Raw genomic sequence first — 21828 nt, forward strand, 5'->3', positions numbered from 1 at the left:
CCGGTCGGATGCGGTACGTTGGGGACACACAAAGGGTCGTAGCTCAATTGGTAGAGCACTGGTCTCCAAAACCAGCGGTTGGGGGTTCAAGTCCCTCCGGCCCTGCTACACACACCTTCGCCAGGATGTGTGCGCATGTACGTACAGCAATGCACCGCCGTGCGGGCTCAGACCGGGCGCGGCACGGCCACGACCCGGAATCAGGTGAGGACGAGTGACGGACGCCGTGGGCTCCATCGACATGCCTGATGCCCAGGATGAGGCGCCGGACTCCCAGAAGAAGACCCGCAAGGGCGGCAAGCGGGCCAAGAAGGGTCCGCTGAAGCGCCTCGCGCTCTTCTACCGCCAGATCATCGCGGAGCTCCGCAAGGTCGTCTGGCCCACCCGCAACCAGCTGACGTCGTACACGACCGCTGTGATCATCTTCGTCGTGCTGATGATCGGTCTGATCACCCTGATCGACTATGGCCTCAGTCACGCCGCCAAGTACGTCTTCGGCTGAGCCGAGAGCGAAGAGCGCCGAGGTATCCGGCGCTCCTTTTCGCATGTTCCACCCCTTGTATCCAGGAAGAAGCAGCCACCGTGTCTGACCCGAACGTGAACGACGCCGTTGAGCCGTACGGCGAAGGGGCCGAGTCCGCCGAGGACGCGCTCGCCGCCGCCGAGGGCGCCGACGTCGAGGACACCGAGGCCCCCGACGAGGCCGAGGCTGCCGACACCACCGCGGACGAGAGCGCCGAGGCGGACGAGACCGCCGAGGCCGAGGAAGCGGCCGAGGAGCCCGAGGACGACCGCGACCCGGTCGAGAAGCTCCGCGAGGAGCTGCGCACGCTGCCCGGCGAGTGGTACGTCATCCACACGTACGCGGGCTACGAGAACCGGGTGAAGACCAACCTGGAGCAGCGCGCCGTCTCGCTGAACGTCGAGGAGTACATCTTCCAGGCCGAGGTGCCGCAGGAAGAGGTCGTCCAGATCAAGAACGGCGACCGCAAGACGATCAGGCAGAACAAGCTTCCGGGCTACGTCCTGGTCCGCATGGACCTGACGAACGAGTCCTGGGGCGTCGTCCGCAACACCCCCGGTGTCACCGGCTTCGTGGGCAACGCCTACGACCCGTACCCGCTGACGCTGGACGAGATCGTCAAGATGCTCGCCCCGGAGGCCGAGGAGAAGGCCGCCCGCGAGGCCGCCGAGGCCGAGGGCAAGCCGGCCCCGCAGCGCAAGGTCGAGGTCCAGGTGCTGGACTTCGAGGTCGGCGACTCGGTCACCGTCACCGACGGCCCGTTCGCCACGCTCCAGGCGACCATCAACGAGATCAACCCCGACTCCAAGAAGGTCAAGGGCCTGGTGGAGATCTTCGGCCGGGAGACGCCGGTCGAGCTCTCCTTCGACCAGATCCAGAAGAACTAGCCCCTTCTGGTACACAGCGTCCGGACAGGTCGGGCGAACGGTCGCACGTTCGCCTGACCTGCTCGGTTTTCAGCCGCGCATCTATACCCGTTATCGTTGTGCGGTATGCCTGCGTCCGGGTTGTCCCCATGACGCGGGCAGGACCCGAATCGAAAGGACCCGGAGAGCCATGCCTCCCAAGAAGAAGAAGGTCACGGGGCTCATCAAGCTCCAGATCCAGGCCGGTGCCGCGAACCCGGCCCCGCCGGTCGGCCCCGCGCTGGGTCAGCACGGCGTGAACATCATGGAGTTCTGCAAGGCCTACAACGCCGCGACCGAGTCGCAGCGCGGCTGGGTCATCCCGGTGGAGATCACGGTCTACGAGGACCGTTCCTTCACCTTCGTCACCAAGACCCCGCCGGCCGCCAAGATGATCCTCAAGGCCGCGGGTGTGGAGAAGGGCTCCGGCGAGCCGCACAAGACCAAGGTCGCGAAGATCACGCGTGACCAGGTCCGTGAGATCGCCACCACCAAGATGCCCGACCTCAACGCCAACGACCTGGACGCCGCCGAGAAGATCATCGCCGGCACCGCCCGTTCCATGGGCGTCACGGTCGAGGGCTGACCTCCACCCCCGTAAGCCAAGCAGTAGTGGCAGGGCCTGCTCGGCCCGGACCACGACTCCTCGAAACGCACAGGAGCTTTCAGTGAGCAAGCGCAGCAAGTCTCTCCGCGCTGCGGACGCCAAGATCGACCGGGAGAAGCTGTACGCCCCGCTCGAGGCCGTCCGTCTCGCCAAGGAGACGTCCACGACCAAGTTCGACGGCACCGTCGAGGTCGCCTTCCGCCTGGGTGTCGACCCGCGCAAGGCCGACCAGATGGTCCGTGGCACCGTGAACCTCCCGCACGGCACCGGCAAGACCGCCCGGGTCCTGGTCTTCGCGACCGGTGACCGTGCCGAGGCCGCGCGTGCCGCGGGCGCCGACATCGTCGGCGCCGACGAGCTGATCGACGAGGTGTCGAAGGGCCGTCTGGACTTCGACGCCGTCGTCGCCACCCCGGACCTCATGGGCAAGGTCGGCCGTCTCGGCCGTGTGCTCGGTCCCCGTGGCCTGATGCCGAACCCGAAGACCGGCACCGTGACCCCGGACGTCACCAAGGCCGTCAACGACATCAAGGGCGGCAAGATCGAGTTCCGCGTCGACAAGCACTCGAACCTGCACTTCATCATCGGCAAGACGTCGTTCGACGACACCAAGCTGGTGGAGAACTACGGTGCGGCGCTGGAGGAGATCCTCCGGCTGAAGCCGTCCGCCGCCAAGGGCCGCTACATCAAGAAGGCCGCCATCACCACCACGATGGGCCCCGGCATTCCGCTCGACCCGAACCGCACCCGCAACCTCCTCGTCGAGGAGGACCCGGCCGCCGTCTGAGCCGGGCGGGCCGGGTGACCGGCCCCCGCACGCGGCGGTGACCCGCCCCCGCGCCTCCTCCGAGGCGCGGGGGCGGGTTTTTTCCGTACCTCGGTGTCAGCGGCGTGGGTTACGGTTTCCTCGCCTTCACAGGAGTGGGACAGCGGAACGACCAGGGGTGGGAATCATGGGCATGACCGCATGGAAGCGCACGGGCGTCTGTCTGACGGCCGTGGCCGTCGTCGTGGGCGTCGCGGGCTGTCAGGACGGTGACGGGGGCGGGGCGGAGAAGGCCGCCGGCTCCGCCGGGTCCGGGGTCCAGACGCAGAACGAGATGACGGAGGTCCTCCGGGCCGCCTTCAGGAACACCTCGGAGGCCAAGTCCTCCAAGGTACGGATGACCATGACGATGCCGGCCGCGATGGACGGCGGCGGCACCATGGAGATGTCCGGCGTGCAGGGCTGGGACCCGGCCGTCATGGACGTCACCATGAAGGGCTCCGCGCTCACGGCGGGCAACCCGGACGCTCCCGAGCGGGTCCGCATGGTCATGCTGGACAACGCCATGTACGTGGACATGGGGGCGAAGCAGGCCGCCGAGATGGACGGCAAGCGCTGGATGAAGATGGACTTCGCTGCCATCGCCGAGGCGTCCGGCGACGCCGAGATCCAGAAGCAGATGGCCGGCGGCCTGGAGAACATGAACCAGGACCCGGCGCAGCAGCTCGCGCTGCTGCTGGAGTCGCCGAGCCTGAAGCACGTGGGCCCGGAGAAGGTCGACGGCACCCGGACGCAGCACTACAAGGGCACGCTGAGCTTCGAGGAGATGCTCGACGCCAACAAGGCGACGGACGGCCTGCTCTCCGCGAAGGAGCGCGAGGAGCTGATCGCCAACGTCGAGAAGACGGGGATGAAGGGCTACGACACCGAGGTCTGGGTCAACGAGGACAACTACCCGGTCAAGATGGCCGTCGGCATGAAGTTCCCCCAGGGCACGATGAACATGACGGCCCACTACTCCGACTACGGCGCCGAGGCCGAGGTCGAGGCGCCGGCGGCGGAGGACACCTTCGACCTCATGGAGATGCTGAAGGAGATCGGGGACCTCGGGGACCTCGGGGCGGACTCCGAGGCCGGCTTCAGCTCCTGAGGCTCCCGGAGCCCCCGGAGCCCCCGGAGCTCCGGCGTTCCCGATGCCCCCGATCGGCCGATTTGCTTGACGCCGATCCGTTCGCGTACTCTTCCACGGAAGCCAAAGACCGCTGGTCGTTGCCGTGTCCTCGTAGGAGTTCACGGTGGCCGAAGGATCCGCTGAACTGCGGACGACCCGCGCAGGTGTCAGTGGAAGAGTTCCCGGAGACCGCTGCCGTGAGGCCGCGAGCGACCGGTTGAGCTACGCCCCGTGCGCCTGCGCCGGGGCGTTTCGTTTTCCCCAGTCCTCCTTCGGGTCCGCGCGGTCCGAATCACCCGGAAGGAGGCCGAGGCTCTATGGCGAGGCCCGACAAGGCTGCCGCGGTTGCCGAGCTGACGGACAAGTTCCGCAGCTCGAACGCCGCCGTGCTGACCGAGTACCGCGGTCTCACCGTGGCGCAGCTCAAGACGCTGCGCCGTTCGCTCGGTGAGAACGCCCAGTACGCCGTGGTGAAGAACACGCTGACCAAGATTGCGGCCAACGAGGCCGGGATCACGCTGGACGACCAGCTCTTCGCTGGCCCGACGGCTGTCGCCTTCGTCACCGGTGACCCGGTGGAGTCGGCGAAGGGTCTTCGTGACTTCGCCAAGGACAACCCGAATCTCGTCATCAAGGGCGGTGTCCTTGACGGCAAGGCGCTGTCCGCCGACGAGATCAAGAAGCTTGCGGACCTCGAGTCCCGCGAGGTTCTGCTCTCCAAGCTGGCCGGTGCCTTCAAGGGGAAGCAGTCCCAGGCTGCCTCCGTCTTCCAGGCGCTGCCGTCGAAGCTCGTCCGCACCGTGGACGCGCTCCGTGCCAAGCAGGACGAGCAGGGCGGTGCCGAGTAATTCGGCTCGCTTTCCGATCCTCGCCGCGTGAACCGCACGAGGTGAGGGTCGACGCGGGCCCGACGTACGCCCGCCGCACCCCGTACATCCGGCACCAGCCGATTTAGTGGAAGGACCGCCATCATGGCGAAGCTCAGCCAGGAAGACCTGCTCGCGCAGTTCGAGGAGATGACCCTCATCGAGCTCTCCGAGTTCGTGAAGGCCTTCGAGGAGAAGTTCGACGTCACCGCCGCCGCGGCCGCCCCGGTCGTCGTCGCCGGTGGTGCCGCTGGTGGCGCCGCCGCCGAGGCCGCCGAGGAGAAGGACGAGTTCGACGTCATCCTCACCGGCGCCGGCGACAAGAAGATCCAGGTCATCAAGGTCGTGCGCGAGCTGACCTCCCTGGGTCTGAAGGAGGCCAAGGACCTCGTCGACGGCACCCCGAAGCCGGTCCTCGAGAAGGTCAACAAGGAGACCGCCGACAAGGCCGCCGAGTCCCTCAAGGGCGCCGGCGCCTCCGTCGAGGTCAAGTAAGACCTTCCGGGTCCCACAGGGCCCGCTGCGCGTCCCGAGGGACGTGTAACGCTCAAGCGCCGAGGAGCGATCATCCATCCGGGTGGTCGCTCCTCGGCGTATCCGGGGTCCGGCGGCGGCTGCCTTGCACCCGGGACGGCGGGGGGTAGGGTGATCTTCGTTGTGCCTCCGGGGGGACGCGAAGACCAGCCTGGTGGTGAACGGTTCCGGCAAGAGGGGCCTTGACGAACCGCACGCGGCGCGCAATTCTCAGGACGCGTCGTCGCAAGGATCCGAATCCGAGGCATGGATCGACGGCAAAGAGGGCAGTATCACCGTGCGTTGAGGGCAGCGCCTTGTCGCAGGGAGATGAGAAGAACGAGGGACTCCACCGGTCTCGTAAACCGGCATTGGACATCAGTGTGCCAAGTGGCTACACTGACCCTTTGCGCTGCCTGTTAGCTGTCCCCTGCCCGTCACCAGGGGCATGCCCTCACTCGAGTACGGACGACTAGATCATCTCTGACCTGGGATGTCTGTCTTCCCGCCCAGTGGGGGGCCGGTACGCGCGTAGTGAGTCCGAGCCCTCGGAAGGACCCCCTCTTGGCCGCCTCGCGCAACGCCTCGACCGCGAATACGAACAACGGTGCCAGCACCGCCCCGCTGCGCATCTCCTTTGCAAAGATCAAGGAGCCTCTTGAGGTTCCGAACCTGCTCGCGCTGCAGACCGAGAGCTTCGACTGGCTGCTCGGCAACACGGCCTGGCAGAGTCGGGTCGAGGAGGCTCTCGAGAACGGGCAGGACGTCCCCACCAAGTCCGGTCTGGAGGAGATCTTCGAGGAGATCTCCCCGATCGAGGACTTCTCCGGGTCGATGTCGCTGACCTTCCGCGACCACCGCTTCGAGCCGCCGAAGAACTCCATCGACGAGTGCAAGGAGCGCGACTTCACGTACGCGGCCCCGCTCTTCGTGACCGCCGAGTTCACCAACAACGAGACCGGCGAGATCAAGTCCCAGACCGTCTTCATGGGCGACTTCCCGCTCATGACGAACAAGGGCACCTTCGTCATCAACGGCACCGAGCGTGTCGTGGTGTCGCAGCTGGTCCGTTCGCCGGGCGTCTACTTCGACTCCTCCATCGACAAGACGTCCGACAAGGACATCTTCTCCGCCAAGATCATCCCGTCCCGGGGCGCCTGGCTGGAGATGGAGATCGACAAGCGCGACATGGTCGGTGTCCGCATCGACCGCAAGCGCAAGCAGTCCGTCACCGTCCTCCTGAAGGCGCTCGGCTGGACCACCGAGCAGATCCTCGAGGAGTTCGGCGAGTACGAGTCCATGCGCGCCACCCTGGAGAAGGACCACACCCAGGGCCAGGACGACGCGCTGCTCGACATCTACCGCAAGCTGCGCCCGGGCGAGCCCCCCACGCGTGAGGCCGCGCAGACGCTGCTCGAGAACCTCTACTTCAACCCCAAGCGCTACGACCTCGCCAAGGTCGGCCGCTACAAGGTGAACAAGAAGCTCGGCGGGGACGAGCCGCTGGACGCCGGCGTGCTCACCACCGACGACATCATCGCCACCATCAAGTACCTGGTGAAGCTGCACGCCGGTGAGACCGAGACGGTCGGCGAGTCCGGCCGGTCGATCATCGTCGAGACCGACGACATCGACCACTTCGGCAACCGCCGCATCCGCAACGTCGGCGAGCTGATCCAGAACCAGGTCCGCACGGGTCTCGCCCGTATGGAGCGCGTCGTGCGCGAGCGCATGACCACCCAGGACGTCGAGGCGATCACGCCGCAGACCCTGATCAACATCCGGCCGGTCGTCGCCTCCATCAAGGAGTTCTTCGGCACCAGCCAGCTGTCGCAGTTCATGGACCAGAACAACCCGCTGTCGGGGCTGACGCACAAGCGTCGTCTGAACGCCCTCGGCCCGGGTGGTCTCTCCCGTGAGCGGGCCGGCTTCGAGGTCCGTGACGTGCACCCCTCGCACTACGGCCGCATGTGCCCGATCGAGACGCCGGAAGGCCCGAACATCGGTCTGATCGGTTCGCTCGCCTCCTACGGGCGGATCAACCCGTTCGGCTTCATCGAGACGCCGTACCGCAAGGTCGTCGACGGCCGGGTCACCGACGAGGTGGACTACCTGACCGCCGACGAGGAGGACCGCTTCGTCATCGCGCAGGCCAACGCGCCGCTCAGCGACGACATGCGGTTCGTCGAGAACCGGATCCTGGTCCGCCGTCGTGGCGGCGAGGTCGACTACGTCCCCGGTGACGACGTCGACTACATGGACGTCTCGCCGCGCCAGATGGTGTCGGTCGCGACCGCCATGATCCCGTTCCTCGAGCACGACGACGCCAACCGCGCCCTCATGGGCGCGAACATGATGCGCCAGGCCGTGCCGCTCATCAAGAGCGAGTCCCCGCTCGTCGGCACCGGCATGGAGTACCGCTCCGCCGTCGACGCCGGCGACGTGGTCAAGGCCGAGAAGGACGGTGTGGTCCAGGAGGTCTCCGCGGACTACATCACCACCGCCAACGACGACGGCACGTACATCACGTACCGCCTGGCCAAGTTCTCCCGGTCCAACCAGGGCACCTCGGTCAACCAGAAGGTCATCGTCAACGAGGGCGACCGGATCATCACCGGCCAGGTCCTCGCCGACGGCCCGGCCACCGAGAACGGCGAGATGGCGCTCGGCAAGAACCTGCTGGTCGCGTTCATGCCGTGGGAGGGCCACAACTACGAGGACGCGATCATCCTGTCGCAGCGCCTCGTGCAGGACGACGTCCTCTCCTCGATCCACATCGAGGAGCACGAGGTCGACGCCCGTGACACCAAGCTCGGCCCCGAGGAGATCACCCGGGACATCCCGAACGTCTCCGAGGAGGTCCTCGCCGACCTCGACGAGCGCGGCATCATCCGCATCGGCGCCGAGGTCATCGCCGGCGACATCCTCGTCGGCAAGGTCACCCCGAAGGGCGAGACCGAGCTGACCCCCGAGGAGCGCCTGCTCCGCGCGATCTTCGGCGAGAAGGCCCGTGAGGTCCGTGACACCTCGCTGAAGGTGCCGCACGGCGAGACCGGCAAGGTCATCGGCGTGCGCGTCTTCGACCGCGAGGAGGGCGACGAGCTTCCCCCCGGTGTCAACCAGCTGGTGCGCGTCTACGTCGCGCAGAAGCGCAAGATCACCGACGGTGACAAGCTCGCCGGCCGCCACGGCAACAAGGGTGTCATCTCCAAGATCCTGCCCATCGAGGACATGCCGTTCCTCGAGGACGGGACCCCGGTCGACATCATCCTCAACCCGCTGGGCGTGCCGTCCCGAATGAACCCGGGACAGGTCCTGGAGATCCACCTCGGCTGGCTCGCCAGCCGCGGCTGGGACGTCTCCGGCCTCGCGGAGGAGTGGGCCGAGCGGCTCCAGGCCATCGGCGCCGACAAGGTCGAGCCCGGCACCAACGTCGCCACCCCGGTCTTCGACGGTGCGCGTGAGGACGAGCTCGCGGGCCTGCTCCAGCACACCATCCCGAACCGCGACGGCGAGCGCATGGTGCTCCCGTCCGGCAAGGCGCGGCTGTTCGACGGCCGCTCGGGTGAGCCCTTCCCGGAGCCGATCTCGGTCGGCTACATGTACATCCTGAAGCTGCACCACCTGGTCGACGACAAGCTGCACGCCCGCTCGACCGGCCCGTACTCCATGATCACCCAGCAGCCGCTGGGTGGTAAGGCCCAGTTCGGCGGCCAGCGGTTCGGCGAGATGGAGGTGTGGGCACTCGAGGCGTACGGCGCCGCCTACGCGCTCCAGGAGCTGCTGACCATCAAGTCCGACGACGTCACCGGCCGCGTGAAGGTCTACGAGGCCATCGTCAAGGGCGAGAACATCCCCGAGCCCGGCATCCCCGAGTCCTTCAAGGTGCTCATCAAGGAGATGCAGTCCCTGTGCCTGAACGTGGAGGTGCTGTCCAGCGACGGTATGTCCATCGAGATGCGTGACACCGACGAGGACGTCTTCCGCGCTGCGGAGGAGCTCGGCATCGACCTGTCCCGGCGCGAGCCGAGCAGCGTCGAAGAGGTCTGACGGGAGTGGGGCGGCCCGCCGAACAGCGGGCCGCCCGCCCCAGGACCCCCGTATCAGACCCCAAGACTCACGACCCTGAGAGGGATTGACGCATAGTGCTCGACGTCAACTTCTTCGACGAGCTCCGGATCGGCCTGGCCACCGCTGACGACATCCGTCAGTGGAGCCACGGCGAGGTCAAGAAGCCCGAGACCATCAACTACCGCACCCTCAAGCCCGAGAAGGACGGACTCTTCTGCGAGAAGATCTTCGGTCCGACCCGGGACTGGGAGTGCTACTGCGGCAAGTACAAGCGCGTCCGCTTCAAGGGCATCATCTGTGAGCGCTGTGGCGTCGAGGTCACGCGCGCCAAGGTGCGCCGTGAGCGGATGGGCCACATCGAGCTGGCCGCGCCCGTCACGCACATCTGGTACTTCAAGGGCGTCCCGTCGCGCCTCGGCTACCTGCTCGACCTCGCCCCGAAGGACCTGGAGAAGGTCATCTACTTCGCGGCGTACATGATCACGTACGTCGACGAGGAGCGCCGCACCCGCGACCTGCCCTCGCTGGAGGCCCACGTCTCCGTCGAGCGCCAGCAGATCGAGAACCGCCGCGACGCCGACCTCGAGGCCCGCGCCAAGAAGCTCGAGACGGACCTCGCCGAGCTGGAGGCCGAGGGTGCCAAGGCCGACGTGCGCCGCAAGGTGCGCGAGGGCGCCGAGCGTGAGATGAAGCAGCTGCGCGACCGCGCGCAGCGCGAGATCGACCGCCTCGACGAGGTGTGGACCCGGTTCAAGAACCTCAAGGTCCAGGACCTCGAGGGCGACGAGCTGCTCTACCGCGAGCTGCGCGACCGCTTCGGCACCTACTTCGACGGCTCGATGGGCGCCGCGGCGCTGCAGAAGCGCCTGGAGTCCTTCGACCTCGACGAGGAGGCCGAGCGTCTCCGCGAGATCATCCGCACCGGCAAGGGCCAGAAGAAGACCCGTGCGCTCAAGCGGCTGAAGGTCGTCTCCGCGTTCCTGCAGACGTCCAACAGCCCCAAGGGCATGGTGCTCGACTGCGTGCCGGTCATCCCGCCGGACCTGCGTCCGATGGTGCAGCTGGACGGTGGCCGCTTCGCGACCTCCGACCTCAACGACCTGTACCGCCGTGTCATCAACCGCAACAACCGCCTGAAGCGGCTTCTCGACCTCGGCGCGCCCGAGATCATCGTGAACAACGAGAAGCGCATGCTCCAGGAGGCCGTCGACGCGCTCTTCGACAACGGCCGCCGCGGCCGCCCGGTGACGGGCCCCGGCAACCGTCCGCTGAAGTCGCTGTCCGACATGCTCAAGGGCAAGCAGGGCCGCTTCCGTCAGAACCTGCTCGGCAAGCGCGTCGACTACTCGGCGCGTTCCGTGATCGTCGTCGGTCCGCAGCTCAAGCTGCACCAGTGCGGTCTGCCGAAGGCGATGGCGCTGGAGCTCTTCAAGCCGTTCGTGATGAAGCGCCTGGTCGACCTGAACCACGCGCAGAACATCAAGTCGGCCAAGCGCATGGTCGAGCGCGGCCGCACGGTCGTGTACGACGTGCTGGAAGAGGTCATCGCGGAGCACCCGGTTCTGCTGAACCGCGCGCCCACGCTGCACCGCCTCGGCATCCAGGCCTTCGAGCCGCAGCTGGTCGAGGGCAAGGCCATCCAGATCCACCCGCTCGTGTGCACCGCGTTCAACGCGGACTTCGACGGTGACCAGATGGCCGTGCACCTGCCGCTGTCCGCGGAGGCGCAGGCCGAGGCCCGCATCCTGATGCTGTCCTCGAACAACATCCTCAAGCCGGCCGACGGCCGTCCGGTGACGATGCCGACCCAGGACATGGTCCTCGGTCTGTTCTTCCTCACCACCGACGGCGAGATGCGCGACCTCAAGGGCGAGGGCCGTTCCTTCGCCTCGGTCGCGGAGGCGATCATGGCCTTCGACGCGGGCGAGCTGTCGCTCCAGTCGAGGATCGACGTCCGCTTCCCGGTCGGCACCATCCCGCCGCGCGGCTGGACCCCGCCGGCGCGCGAGGACGGGGACGAGGGCGTCGAGGAGCGGGAGTGGCAGCAGGGTGACAGCTTCCGGCTGAACACCACCCTGGGCCGCGCGCTCTTCAACGAGCTGCTGCCCGAGGACTACCCGTTCGTCGACTACGAGGTCGGCAAGAAGCAGCTCTCCGAGATCGTCAACGACCTCGCCGAGCGCTACCCGAAGGTCATCGTGGCGGCGACGCTCGACAACCTGAAGGCGGCCGGCTTCTACTGGGCCACCCGTTCCGGCGTCACCGTCGCCATCTCCGACGTCGTCGTCCCCGAGGCGAAGAAGGAGATCGTCCGCGGCTACGAGGCGCAGGACGAGAAGGTCCAGAAGCAGTACGAGCGCGGTCTGATCACCAAGGACGAGCGCACGCAGGAGCTCATCGCGATCTGGACCAAGGCGACCAACGAGGTCGCCGAGGCGATGAACGACAACTTCCCGAAGACCAACCCGATCTTCATGATGGTGAACTCGGGCGCACGAGGCAACATGATGCAGATGCGTCAGATCGCCGGTATGCGTGGTCTGGTGTCGAACGCGAAGAACGAGACGATCCCGCGTCCGATCAAGGCGTCGTTCCGTGAGGGTCTGTCCGTGCTGGAGTACTTCATCTCCACGCACGGTGCCCGTAAGGGCCTGGCGGACACCGCCCTGCGCACCGCCGACTCGGGTTACCTCACCCGTCGTCTGGTCGACGTCTCCCAGGACGTCATCATCCGCGAGGAGGACTGCGGCACCGACCGCGGTCTGCGTCTGAAGATCGCGAGCCGGGACGCGGAGGGCGTGCTCCGCAAGGAGGGCGACGTCGAGACGTCCGTGTACGCGCGCTGCCTCGCCGAGGACATCGTGGTCGACGGACAGGTGCTGGCCCCGGCCGGCACCGACCTGGGCGACGTCCTCATCGAGGAGCTCGTCTCCCGCGGCGTCGAGGAGGTCAAGACCCGCTCGGTCCTGACCTGCGAGTCCGCCGTCGGCACCTGCGCGATGTGCTACGGCCGTTCGCTGGCCACCGGCAAGCTGGTCGACATCGGTGAGGCGGTCGGCATCATCGCCGCCCAGTCCATCGGTGAGCCCGGTACCCAGCTGACGATGCGTACCTTCCACACCGGTGGTGTGGCCGGTGACGACATCACCCAGGGTCTGCCGCGTGTCGTCGAGCTCTTCGAGGCCCGTACGCCGAAGGGTGTCGCCCCGATCTCCGAGGCCTCCGGCCGCGTCCGGATCGAGGAGACCGAGAAGACCAAGAAGATCGTCGTCACCCCGGACGACGGCAGCGACGAGACGGCGTTCCCGATCTCGAAGCGCGCCAAGGTCCTGGTCTCCGAGGGCGAGCACGTCGAGGTGGGCCAGCAGCTCACCGTGGGTGCCACCAACCCGCACGACGTGCTGCGCATCCTGGGTCAGCGTGCCGTCCAGGTCCACCTGGTCGGCGAGGTCCAGAAGGTGTACAACTCGCAGGGCGTGTCGATCCACGACAAGCACATCGAGATCATCATCCGGCAGATGCTGCGCCGGGTGACGATCATCGAGTCCGGCGACGCGGAGCTGCTGCCCGGCGAGCTGGTCGAGCGCTCCAAGTTCGAGACCGAGAACCGTCGTGTGGTCCAGGAGGGCGGTCACCCGGCCTCCGGTCGTCCGCAGCTGATGGGTATCACCAAGGCCTCGCTGGCGACGGAGTCCTGGCTGTCGGCCGCCTCCTTCCAGGAGACGACCCGAGTTCTGACGGACGCGGCGATCAACGCCAAGTCCGACAGCCTCATCGGCCTCAAGGAGAACGTCATCATCGGTAAGCTCATCCCGGCCGGTACGGGTCTGTCCCGCTACCGCAACATCCGGGTCGAGCCGACCGAGGAGGCCAAGGCCGCGATGTACTCGGCCGTCGGCTACGACGACATCGACTACTCGCCGTTCGGCACGGGCTCCGGCCAGGCCGTTCCGCTGGAGGACTACGACTACGGTCCGTACAACCAGTAAGCGGGTCGCCTGATACGACCGGAGGGCGGCCACCCTGCTTCGCGCGGGGTGGCCGCCCTCCGGCGTGTGCGGGGCCCGGTCAGCCGATCGCGATCCGGGGGTGGGCGGAAGGGTTGACCCACGCCATGATGCGGTCCATGGTCGGGCGGGGCACGGAGACACAGCCCGCGGTGGCGCCACTGCCGTTGACGTGCAGGAAGATCCCGGCGCCGCGGCCCGGGACGGCGGGCCAGCGGTTGAAGTTGATCACCAGGGCCTTGGCGTACTGCGTCGGGTAGTTCACGAGGTGCTCGCTGCCCCGGTCCCCCTTCTCGGTCAGCGGGAAGTCGGCTCCGGCCGCGGTGTGCAGGGAGTTGTAGAACTTCGACTGCGGGTCCTGCACCCACCAGTGGCTGCTGTCGACCCGGGTGTACGGCATCGAGGTGCCGCCCGCCTGCAGGCCGAAGCCCTCGGTGATGGTGTAGGTGCCGGACGGCGTGGTGTACGTGTTCTGGCGCCGGGTGGCGCCGTTGGTCACCCCGTTGGAGCCGACCCGGCCCGCGTCGGTGGAGAACTGGGCCTTCCAGCCGGAGGGGCCCTTCTGCCAGGCGGTCACCGTGGCGTACGAGCCGCTCGCGCGGACCGTGATCACCTGGGTGGCGTCGCCGACCTGCACCGGTACGGGGAAGGACGGGGCGGCGGGCCTGTCCGGCTCGGGCTCGGAGGTCTTCGACGGCGCGGTGGAGGCGGCGGAGGCGGCCGAGGCGGAGGCGGACGCGGACGCGGATGCGGACGCCGAGGTGGACGCGGAGGCGGAGGCGGACGCGGTGGCCGAGCCCGAGGGGGAGGCCGTCGGGGACTCCTCCGCGCCGCCGGCCGCGGAGGAGGCGGCCGACGGCTCCGACGGGGCGGCTGCGTCGCCGGTCTCACTGCCGCAGGCGGTGGCCAGCAGCAGGGTCGCCGCGGTGGCGAGGGTGAGGACGACGGGGCGGTACACGACCTGCACGGATGCTCCTGGATGGCGGAGGGGCGGCTGGAGGTGTGGGGGCGGTGCGCACGTGACGGCGGAAGCGAGGTGGTCGTACTGGGGGCCTCGTTCCCAACGTGCTTGCTGAACAGCTTAGTTGGTGCCCCCGGCCACCTTTCGGCCATCTCGGGGCGGCCCCGGGGGGGGCCGGGCGGTACGGCTAGGCCCGCACCGTGAAGCCGTGTTCCGCGCCCAGGCGGCGCAGCGTGGTAATGCCCGGGACGCCGTCCGCGTCCGCGCCGGTGTAACCGCAGCGGCGCTGCCAGGCGGCGTAGGCGGACACGGTCTGGGTGCCGTAGTGGCCGTCCGCGTACCGTGCGGCCAGCAGCCCCTCCGCGACCAGGGCCCGTTCCACGGTCCTGACACCGCTGTAGGTGACGGGGGTGCCCGGCGCGGACGGGTCGGTCCGGGCGGCCGCCACCAGCCGGGACAGGTCCACCATGGGCCGCGGCGGAGGGGCCGGGGCGGTACCGCCGAGGCGGGAGGCGACGCGGTCCCGCAGGGCGGCCATGGAGAAGCCCCGGGGGTCGATCTTGGTGTTGGTCCACTCCTTGTGGCCGATCACCGAGTGCGCGCTCCAGCGGTGGGCGCGGCAGAGGGCCGCCGAGACCGCCTCCACCGCCTCCAGCTGCGCGGCCGGCCAGGGGTCCTTCCCGTCGCCCAGGTTGACGCATTCGAAGCCGTAGAAGCGGGCGTTGCCGTCGGTGTTGTTCTCGTTCGGGGCCGGCAGCCCCGCGGACTCGGCGATCACCGCGCGCAGCACCTCGTCGTCACCGGAACCGGCGTGGTTGGCGCGGCCGTTGCCCACGAGGTGGACGGTGCCGTCCTTGGCGATGACGCCGTGGCAGAGGGGGCCGGGAAGGCTCGAGTGGCCTTCGGAGCAGAGGCGCACGGTGGCGGCGGTGCCGCTGGTCACCGTGTGGTGGATCATCACGCCGTGGACGGGGCCCCAGGCGCCCTTGTGGTTGCGGTTGTTGGTGCGCCAGCCGTCGTGTTCGACGACCCTGACGCCCTCGGCGCGCAGCGCCCTGACGAGTGCGCCGGCGGAGAGGGGGGCGGCCATGAGGAGGTCCTTTCGGTCGCTGGTCCGGCCGTGGCCCCTCGTCCCGTGCTTCCCGGACGGGTGGGGAGGGGCCCCGGCACTGCGGAGGAAATGACGGGGCGCCGGCCCCCCCCCGGGGGGGCGGGGGGGGCGGGGGGGGGGGGGGGGGGCCCCGGCCCGGGGGTTTTATTGGGGGGGGCCCCGCCCCCCCGGGGGGGGGGGGGCCCGGCGCGGGGTGGGGACGGGCCGTGGTGCGGGGCGTGCCGGTCAGTGAGCGGTGAGCTCCCAGGCCGCCACCGCCAGGCCCGCCAGGGCGGTGAGGGTGGCGACGCCGGTCAGTGGCCAGCGGGCTCGTTCCAGTTCGTCCAGGCGCATCTCGTGGTCGGCGAGCTGCCGGTCGGTCTGGTCGCCCCGCTGCACCAGCAGGGCGAGCGAGCCGTCGACCCGGGCGAATCCGGTCTCCACGCTCGTCCGCAGCCGTTCGAGTTCGAGGGCCACGGACGCCGGGTCGTGCGGATCGGTCTCGGTCATCCGCGCCCCCCGGCCGCCCGCCCGTCCGGCTTTGCGGAGCCGTCGGCCGGGCCGGTGGCGCGCAGCCACGCCGGCAGCAGGGCCTGCACCCCGGCCAGGGACATGATCCGCGACGTCGCGCCGGCCACGGCCAGTGCCGTGGCCACCCACGGGAGGGAGCGCGACAGACCCGCGCCGTCGACGATCACCGGCAGCAGCGCCGCCACCGCCAGCAGGGTCTGGACCACGGTGCGCGCGGCCCGCCGGTTGGCGTCGGTCATGGACTCATTCCTCCACGTCGAATCCGTGCCTGTCACCGAGGGCGCGCAGGCTGCTCGTGCCGGGGATGCCGTCGGCGTCGGCGCCGCTGTAGCCGAGGCGGCGCTGCCAGGCGGCGTAGGCGTCGACGGTGGTGGTGCCGTAGTGGCCGTCGACGTAGCCCTCGGCGAGCAGGCCCTCGGCCGCCAGGGCGCGCTCGACGTGGATCACGCCGCTGTAGGTCACCGGGGTGCCGGGGGCGGCCGGGTCGGTCAGGGCCGCTTCGACCAGCAGGGAGAGGTCGACCACCGGCCGGGTCGGCGCCTGGCCCAGACGAGTGGCGATCCGGCCGCGCAGGCCGCTCATGGCGAAGCCGCGCGGGTCGATCTTGGTGTTGGTCCACTCCTTGTGGGCGATGACCGACCCGGCGCCCCAGCCGTGGGCACGGCAGATCGCCGTGGAGGCCCGCTCGATCGCGTCCAGCTGGACCTCCGGCCACGGGTCGGCGCCGTCGCCCAGGTTGACGCATTCGAAGCCGTAGAAGCGGGTGTTGCCGTCGGTGTTGTTCTCGTTCGGGGCCGGCAGCGCCGTCTCGGCGATCACCGCGGCCAGGACGTCGTCGTCACCGGAACCGGCGTGGTTGGCGCGGCCGTTGCCCACGAGGTGGACGGAGCCGTCCTTGGCGATGACGCCGTGGCAGAGCGGGCCGGGCAGGCCCTCGTAGCCGTTGAAGCACAGATCGACGGTGGCGGCGGTGCCGGAGGTGACGGTGTGGTGGATCATCACACCGTTCACCGGCCCCCAGGGCCCGATGTGATCGCGGTTGTTGGTGCGCCAGCCGTCGTGCTCGACGACGGTGAGGCCCTCGGCGCGGAGGGCGGCGACGAGGGCGTCGGCGGAGAGGGGAGTGGCCATGTCTCTTCCTTCTTCTCTGGGCGGGGACGGGGGTGCGGGGAGGGAGGCGGTGCCGGGTCAGGCGACCGCGGCCCAGATGGCGTTGGCGTCCGCGACGACGGCCGAGGCCGGGGCGAACGAACTCGGCAGGGAGGTCTGGCCGGTGGTGGAGAGCCGGGCGTGCCGGGCGATGCCCTGGTCGGGCATCCGCGCGCTGCCGCCCGGGAAGTCGCCCTGGCTGGCACCGCGGAGGAGGCCGAGGCCGGAGGTGGTGCCGTTGAGGAGCAGGGCCACCCAGTAGAGGCCGGCGGGCGCCTCGTAGGCCGACCTCAGCGGGCACACCACCGTGGCACCGGTGGTGGCCTTGAAGTGGTTGGTGAGGGCGGTGGTGGTGCCCACCTGCCGGCCGGCGCTGTTGTAGAGGCCGGCGAACGAGGAGGCGCTGATGGCTCCGCCGGAGGTGGAGTACCGGTTCAGGTAGAACACCACGCTGTTGATGGTGGCGGGCGCGTACAGCGGTACGCCGATGAGGTAGACGTGGCCGGTCAGGGGGGACTGCTCGCTGGCGTCCGCGGCGGTGGCCGGGTCGAAGGCCCAGGCGGTGAAGCCGAGGGCCGACGGGGTCCACATGCCGGCCGCGGCGACGGAGTCGACGTAGGCGCGTGAGGCGAGGTGGTCGGGACTGCTCGGCAGGGCGGCCGTCGACGGCGGGGTGGTGAAGGTCTTGGCTCCCGCCACCGTCTGGTCGCCGGTCAGGGTGACGGCGGTGCCCGCCGCGACCGCGGCCACGTCCGAGGCGGTCAGCTGGACCGCGCCGGCCTTGCCGTTGACCGAGGTCACCGGGGAGCCGTCGATGGGCAGGTAGCGGGCGTCACCCGCCGCCTGGGTCAGCGCGGACAAGTCGGCGGCGGTGATCACCACCTCGCCGGTGCGGCCGTTCACCGAGGCGACCTGGCCGCCGAGGGCGGGGAGCTGCGACAGCGGGACCTTCCCGTCGGTGCCGAGCTGGGCGACACCGCTCGGCACGCCGGCCGTGTCGACGGCCAGCGCGCCCACGTCGGCGGCGGTGAGGGTGATGTCCGGGGTGGTGCGGCCGTTGACCGAGCGGACCGGTCCGGGCGGGCCGGCCGGTCCCAGCTCGCCCTGCGGCCCGGGCGGGCCGGGGACGGCGACGTAGTTCGGGGTGGACGGGTCCGCGGGCCGGACGTCGGCGAGGTCGACCGCGGGGTGCGCGGCGGCCAGCGCTATCCGGTAGTTCCGGGTGGGGAGCCCGGAGACCTTCTCGGTCACCCGGTACGTCCAGTCGACCGGGTTCCAGCCGGGTGCGTCGGTGGCCGGCAGGACGACCGCGAGCCGGCCGTCGGCGTCCAGGGCCGCCGTGGTGGGACCGCCCACGAACACGTCGGTGTCGGAGTGGGTCAGCAGGGCGGGCGGACGGAACTCCACGGTTCCGGTGAGCGGGGTGCCGTCCGGGGCCAGATAGCGTGCCGTGACACGGACGGTGGGGATGGATTCGGGCAGCACTGTGCCTCTCCTTACGGGGTCGGGGTGCCGGAGGGCGGGATCCGGCGCGGTGTGGGCCCCGGGACGGGGCGGCGGGTCAGGACTGGACGCCGTACAGGGCGAGGGGCAGGCAGCGGACGGTGTCGCCGGTGGCGGCCACCCGTGCCTGGACCTCGAGGACGACGGGTGCGTCGAAGTCCACGGCGACCTCCTCGACCAGCAGGAACTCGTCGACGGGGGTGCCGTCCTCGGCGGTGGCGGAACCCACCGGGCCCACCTGGGCGCCGTTCACCAGGAGCCGGACCTCCGCGCCGGCCGGGCCCTCGAGGGCGATCCGGCAGTGCAGCCGCGGGTGCTGCACGATGCCGGGGCCGCGGTAGAGCGTGGTCCACTCGGTGGAACCGGTCGACTCCCACCGGGCGGTGGCGGCGGGGCCGGGCAGCGGGTACGGGATGTACGGGCGGGCGAGACCCCGGCGGACGGAGTCGTCCGCGACGACGACGTTGCCGCGCCGGTCCAGGATCCGCACCGACTGGACCGGCAGCGTGTCGGGGCTGGCGGTCCACACGGTGAGGGCGAGCGAGCCGTCGTCGCGGCGGACCACCAGGCCCTGCTGGGGCGTGTCCCCCTCCCGGTCCGGTGCGACCCGCCCCAGGTAGAGCAGGTCCTCGCCGGCCGGGGTCCGCACCCGCAGGCGGCCGCCGTCACCGATGACGATCTCGCCGCTGCTGACCTGGTTGCGGGCGGGGCTGGTGTTGGCGCTGCCCATCAGCTCGCGGACCTGGCGTTCCAGGGCGCGGATGCGGTCGAGCAGGTCGAGCGGGATGATCGCCATCCGTCACACCTCTTCCAGGTAGAGCGTGGCCGTCTCGGGCTTGGTGCGTTGCGGTGGGTTCACCGCGAGCCCGACGATCCGGTAGGGCCGGTCGAGCCCCCCGGGGTGCCACAGGTCGTGGATGCGCAGCCGGACGACGGCGCCCAGCAGGGCGGGGGTGATGGTCCCGTCGAGCGTGACGGTGATCTCCGGGATCATCTCCGGCCTGTTCTGCCGGGCGAGTTCGGCCCGGGCCAGCGAGCGCAGGGTCGCCTCGTCGGTGACACCGCTGTGGTCGGAGGTCTGCTCCAGCCGGGGCCAGCCGTCGGCCAGTGCCGCCGGCGCGGTCTCCTCCACGGTCAGCGGCTCGGACTCCTCCGTCTGGTCGGTGCCGGCGGCCTCGCCGCGCGCCACCCACACGTTGGCCTGCACGGTGGAGTCCGTGGGCAGGCTGTAGGTGACGACCTGGCCGGGGTGGGTCACCACCAGGTCGGACTGGCCGGCGACGATCCGTGGGGAGCCGAGCTGCAGCCGCTTCACCCGGCGGTTGCGGGCGTCGCGGAAGCAGTGGATCCGCCATTCGAAGCCGTCGGTGAGCTGCGCCAGCTTGTCCAGGAGTTCCCGGACCCGGCCGAGTGCCGAGTAGGGGTACGCGTAGTCGCGTCGCACTCCCGACATCTCGTTGCCCAGCGTGATGCCGATGTCGCCGCCCGGCTGGTCCTGCATGTGCTCGACCAGGGACCGGGCGATGTCGAACTGGTCGGTCGCGGTGCCGGCCAGGCCGTGGGCGAGGATGCGGTGGTCCAGGTACGAGTCGAAGGTGCCCGCCTGGAACTGCACGGTGACGCGGCCCTGTTCGTCGCAGGCCGGAGTGATGGTCCACAGCACTCCGCCCCACCAGATGTCGCCGCCGCGCTCCAGCCACACCGCGGTGCGGCCCGGCCGGAGGGCCGCCCGCGCCCGGGAGGCGAGGGCCGCCTCCGGGAGCGGGACGGTCGCGGTGAGCGAGCCGGCCTTGCCGATGTAGTCGTCGAACTTGGCGTCCGTCAGGGGCAGCACGTCCACGATCTGGTCGGTGCGCAGGTCGCAGAAGAGCGCCCGGTAGACGGGGGTGAGGGAGGACTCGTTCACCGCGGCCTCACAGCCACGGGTCGATGCGCAGGAAACGGGAGTCGTACCAGTTCCGGCTGGAGGCCGCCGACGACTGGTAGGCCAGGGTCGCGTTGTGCGCGACGCCGGGCTCCAGACCGGTGATCCTGAACGTGTAGGACACGCTCGACGCCCGGTTGCAGGTGGTCACCGCCGAGCGGGCCTCGTGCGGCTCGACCAGCACGGAGCCGTTCTTGCGGATGCTCACGGACATCCGGGCCGTCTGACCGTCCACCCCCGCGTTGCCGAGGAAGCCGAGGGTCACCAGGACCGCGCCGGACACCGGGGCGGTGAACGACGTCGTGACCTTCGGCACCGTGGTGGTGCCGGTCTCCAGCGCCTCCGTCCAGGTGGTCGAGGCGGAGTAACCGCCGTCGGTGTCGGACGCGAACACGGTCGGCGGCACGGCGACCGCCGGGCGCCACCCCTGGCCGTCCCAGCGCTGCAGGCGTCCGCCCTCGTCGCGGTACTGGCCGGTGTACTCGCCGGTGGCCAGCGCGCCCTGCGGGGCGATGCCGCCGACGTGGCGGGGGTAGACCGTCCAGCGGGAGCCGTCCCAGCGCTGCAGTTGGGTGCCGGTGTCCCGGTACTGGCCCGGGTAGCCGCCCGCGATGTCACGGTTGTGGGTCTCCGGCAGGATGCCGCCGACCGCGACGGCGGCCTCCCGCAGATCGTCCACCGCGGTGTCCCAGCGGATGCCGTTGTTGCCGACGGAGGCGCCCGCCGGGACCTCCACCCGGGCCAGCGGCAGCGAGGTCGGGGGGAGGGCGGGCGGCTGCGGGGTGCCGGACGGCTCGCCCTGGACCACCTCCAGGACCGCCTCGGTACGGCCGTTGCCGCTGTCGAACTGGGCGTCGTAGACCCGCAGCACCACCAGGTCGATGCGCGGGTTGGCGGCGTCGCCGTCCGCGAAGGTGACCGTCGTGTAGTCGGTCAGGACCACCGGGTAGGCGCCGGCCGCCTCGGAGCCCTGGATGACGGCCCGGCCCGGGGCCACCGTGGCCGTCATGCCGGTGTTCTCACCGAACACGTAGAGGCCGGACATGCGGTGCTTGCCGCCCGGCGAGCCGGGGATGATGCCGGACAGGGTGCTCAGGCCGTCGGTCGGGGCCATGGTGCCGAGAGGGGCGAGACGGGTGTCGGTCCTGGACTGGCCGGACTCGGTCTCGGTGCGGTTGATCAGCCATGCGCTGCGCACGGGCATGTTGTCCTCCTGAAGGGTGCCGTGGGGGTGTCGGGTG

At 69.9% G+C, this 21828-nt stretch carries 18 protein-coding genes and 1 tRNA gene; 10 read left to right on the top strand and 9 right to left on the bottom strand.

What is annotated here, in order from left to right; all coding sequences use genetic code 11:
• The first annotated feature begins 32 nt into the window (after nt 1–32).
• The 10 genes from ABTY20_RS04835 (at nt 33) to ABTY20_RS04880 (ending at nt 13411) form a co-directional block, all read left to right on the top strand.
• Nucleotides 33–105: transfer RNA gene (locus tag ABTY20_RS04835), tRNA-Trp, on the top strand.
• Nucleotides 106–214: 109 nt separating this feature from the next.
• Complete coding sequence (gene secE, locus ABTY20_RS04840; RefSeq protein ID WP_351995575.1) at nt 215–502, top strand: preprotein translocase subunit SecE; 288 nt, start codon at nt 215–217, stop codon at nt 500–502.
• Nucleotides 503–582: 80 nt separating this feature from the next.
• Complete coding sequence (gene nusG / locus ABTY20_RS04845) at nt 583–1410, top strand: transcription termination/antitermination protein NusG (RefSeq protein WP_351995576.1); 828 nt, start codon at nt 583–585, stop codon at nt 1408–1410.
• A 169-nt stretch (nt 1411–1579) separates the two neighbouring features.
• A complete protein-coding gene (gene rplK / locus ABTY20_RS04850) occupies nt 1580–2014 on the top strand; it encodes a 50S ribosomal protein L11 (RefSeq protein ID WP_004927359.1) in 435 nt (144 codons plus the stop codon).
• An 82-nt stretch (nt 2015–2096) separates the two neighbouring features.
• Nucleotides 2097–2822 (top strand): 50S ribosomal protein L1, encoded by a 726-nt coding sequence (gene rplA, locus ABTY20_RS04855; RefSeq protein ID WP_189558446.1) that lies wholly within the window; start codon nt 2097–2099, stop codon nt 2820–2822.
• 166 nt (nt 2823–2988) lie between these two features.
• On the top strand, nt 2989–3951 hold the full coding sequence (locus ABTY20_RS04860; protein ID WP_351995577.1) for an SCO4651 family lipoprotein: 963 nt from the start codon (nt 2989–2991) through the stop codon (nt 3949–3951).
• A gap of 338 nt (nt 3952–4289) precedes the next feature.
• On the top strand, nt 4290–4820 hold the full coding sequence (rplJ, locus tag ABTY20_RS04865; protein WP_100569727.1) for a 50S ribosomal protein L10: 531 nt from the start codon (nt 4290–4292) through the stop codon (nt 4818–4820).
• A 123-nt stretch (nt 4821–4943) separates the two neighbouring features.
• The gene (rplL, locus tag ABTY20_RS04870) at nt 4944–5333 is read left to right on the top strand and encodes a 50S ribosomal protein L7/L12 (RefSeq protein ID WP_351995578.1); all 390 of its coding nucleotides are present in this window, start codon (nt 4944–4946) and stop codon (nt 5331–5333) included.
• A 582-nt stretch (nt 5334–5915) separates the two neighbouring features.
• On the top strand, nt 5916–9401 hold the full coding sequence (rpoB, locus tag ABTY20_RS04875) for a DNA-directed RNA polymerase subunit beta (RefSeq protein WP_351995579.1): 3486 nt from the start codon (nt 5916–5918) through the stop codon (nt 9399–9401).
• 95 nt (nt 9402–9496) lie between these two features.
• Nucleotides 9497–13411, top strand: a complete 3915-nt coding sequence (locus ABTY20_RS04880) for a DNA-directed RNA polymerase subunit beta' (protein WP_351995580.1) — start codon at nt 9497–9499, stop codon at nt 13409–13411.
• A 79-nt stretch (nt 13412–13490) separates the two neighbouring features.
• Here the strand turns inward: ABTY20_RS04880 and ABTY20_RS04885 are convergent, their stop codons facing one another.
• The 9 genes from ABTY20_RS04885 to ABTY20_RS04925 all read right to left on the bottom strand — a co-directional run bounded on the left by ABTY20_RS04885 (nt 13491) and on the right by ABTY20_RS04925 (nt 21791).
• Nucleotides 13491–14396 (bottom strand): L,D-transpeptidase family protein, encoded by a 906-nt coding sequence (locus tag ABTY20_RS04885; protein ID WP_351995581.1) that lies wholly within the window; start codon nt 14394–14396, stop codon nt 13491–13493.
• Between the two features lie 181 nt (nt 14397–14577).
• Nucleotides 14578–15480, bottom strand: coding sequence for an N-acetylmuramoyl-L-alanine amidase (locus ABTY20_RS04890; RefSeq protein WP_351995582.1), 903 nt, complete (start codon nt 15478–15480; stop codon nt 14578–14580).
• 246 nt (nt 15481–15726) lie between these two features.
• Nucleotides 15727–15990 (bottom strand): hypothetical protein, encoded by a 264-nt coding sequence (locus tag ABTY20_RS04895; RefSeq protein ID WP_351995583.1) that lies wholly within the window; start codon nt 15988–15990, stop codon nt 15727–15729.
• Nucleotides 15987–16250, bottom strand: a complete 264-nt coding sequence (locus tag ABTY20_RS04900) for a hypothetical protein (protein WP_351995584.1) — start codon at nt 16248–16250, stop codon at nt 15987–15989. Before ABTY20_RS04900 ends, ABTY20_RS04895 begins: the two co-directional genes overlap by 4 nt.
• A gap of 4 nt (nt 16251–16254) precedes the next feature.
• A complete protein-coding gene (locus ABTY20_RS04905) occupies nt 16255–17142 on the bottom strand; it encodes an N-acetylmuramoyl-L-alanine amidase (protein WP_351995585.1) in 888 nt (295 codons plus the stop codon).
• 57 nt (nt 17143–17199) lie between these two features.
• Nucleotides 17200–18645, bottom strand: coding sequence for a phage tail protein (locus tag ABTY20_RS04910; RefSeq protein ID WP_351995586.1), 1446 nt, complete (start codon nt 18643–18645; stop codon nt 17200–17202).
• 76 nt (nt 18646–18721) lie between these two features.
• Nucleotides 18722–19459 (bottom strand): hypothetical protein, encoded by a 738-nt coding sequence (locus ABTY20_RS04915; protein WP_351995587.1) that lies wholly within the window; start codon nt 19457–19459, stop codon nt 18722–18724.
• Nucleotides 19460–19462: 3 nt separating this feature from the next.
• Nucleotides 19463–20569 (bottom strand): hypothetical protein, encoded by a 1107-nt coding sequence (locus tag ABTY20_RS04920; RefSeq protein WP_351995588.1) that lies wholly within the window; start codon nt 20567–20569, stop codon nt 19463–19465.
• Nucleotides 20570–20576: 7 nt separating this feature from the next.
• A complete protein-coding gene (locus ABTY20_RS04925; protein ID WP_351995589.1) occupies nt 20577–21791 on the bottom strand; it encodes a hypothetical protein in 1215 nt (404 codons plus the stop codon).
• Nucleotides 21792–21828 lie beyond the last annotated feature (37 nt).

This window comes from Streptomyces sp. NPDC126497 (genome assembly GCF_040302425.1).
Taxonomy (GTDB): Bacteria; Actinomycetota; Actinomycetes; order Streptomycetales; family Streptomycetaceae; genus Streptomyces.

Bases quoted from the DNA above. Each gene is read 5' to 3' on its own strand.
- rplL (WP_351995578.1), top strand. From the start codon at position 4,944: ATGGCGAAGCTCAGCCAGGAAGACCTGCTCGCGCAGTTCGAGGAGATG.
- ABTY20_RS04860 (WP_351995577.1), top strand. From the start codon at position 2,989: ATGGGCATGACCGCATGGAAGCGCACGGGCGTCTGTCTGACGGCCGTG.
- ABTY20_RS04890 (WP_351995582.1), bottom strand. From the start codon at position 15,480: ATGGCCGCCCCCCTCTCCGCCGGCGCACTCGTCAGGGCGCTGCGCGCC.
- ABTY20_RS04895 (WP_351995583.1), bottom strand. From the start codon at position 15,990: ATGACCGAGACCGATCCGCACGACCCGGCGTCCGTGGCCCTCGAACTC.
- rplK (WP_004927359.1), top strand. From the start codon at position 1,580: ATGCCTCCCAAGAAGAAGAAGGTCACGGGGCTCATCAAGCTCCAGATC.
- ABTY20_RS04900 (WP_351995584.1), bottom strand. From the start codon at position 16,250: ATGACCGACGCCAACCGGCGGGCCGCGCGCACCGTGGTCCAGACCCTG.
- ABTY20_RS04905 (WP_351995585.1), bottom strand. From the start codon at position 17,142: ATGGCCACTCCCCTCTCCGCCGACGCCCTCGTCGCCGCCCTCCGCGCC.
- rplJ (WP_100569727.1), top strand. From the start codon at position 4,290: ATGGCGAGGCCCGACAAGGCTGCCGCGGTTGCCGAGCTGACGGACAAG.
- ABTY20_RS04915 (WP_351995587.1), bottom strand. From the start codon at position 19,459: ATGGCGATCATCCCGCTCGACCTGCTCGACCGCATCCGCGCCCTGGAA.
- ABTY20_RS04925 (WP_351995589.1), bottom strand. From the start codon at position 21,791: ATGCCCGTGCGCAGCGCATGGCTGATCAACCGCACCGAGACCGAGTCC.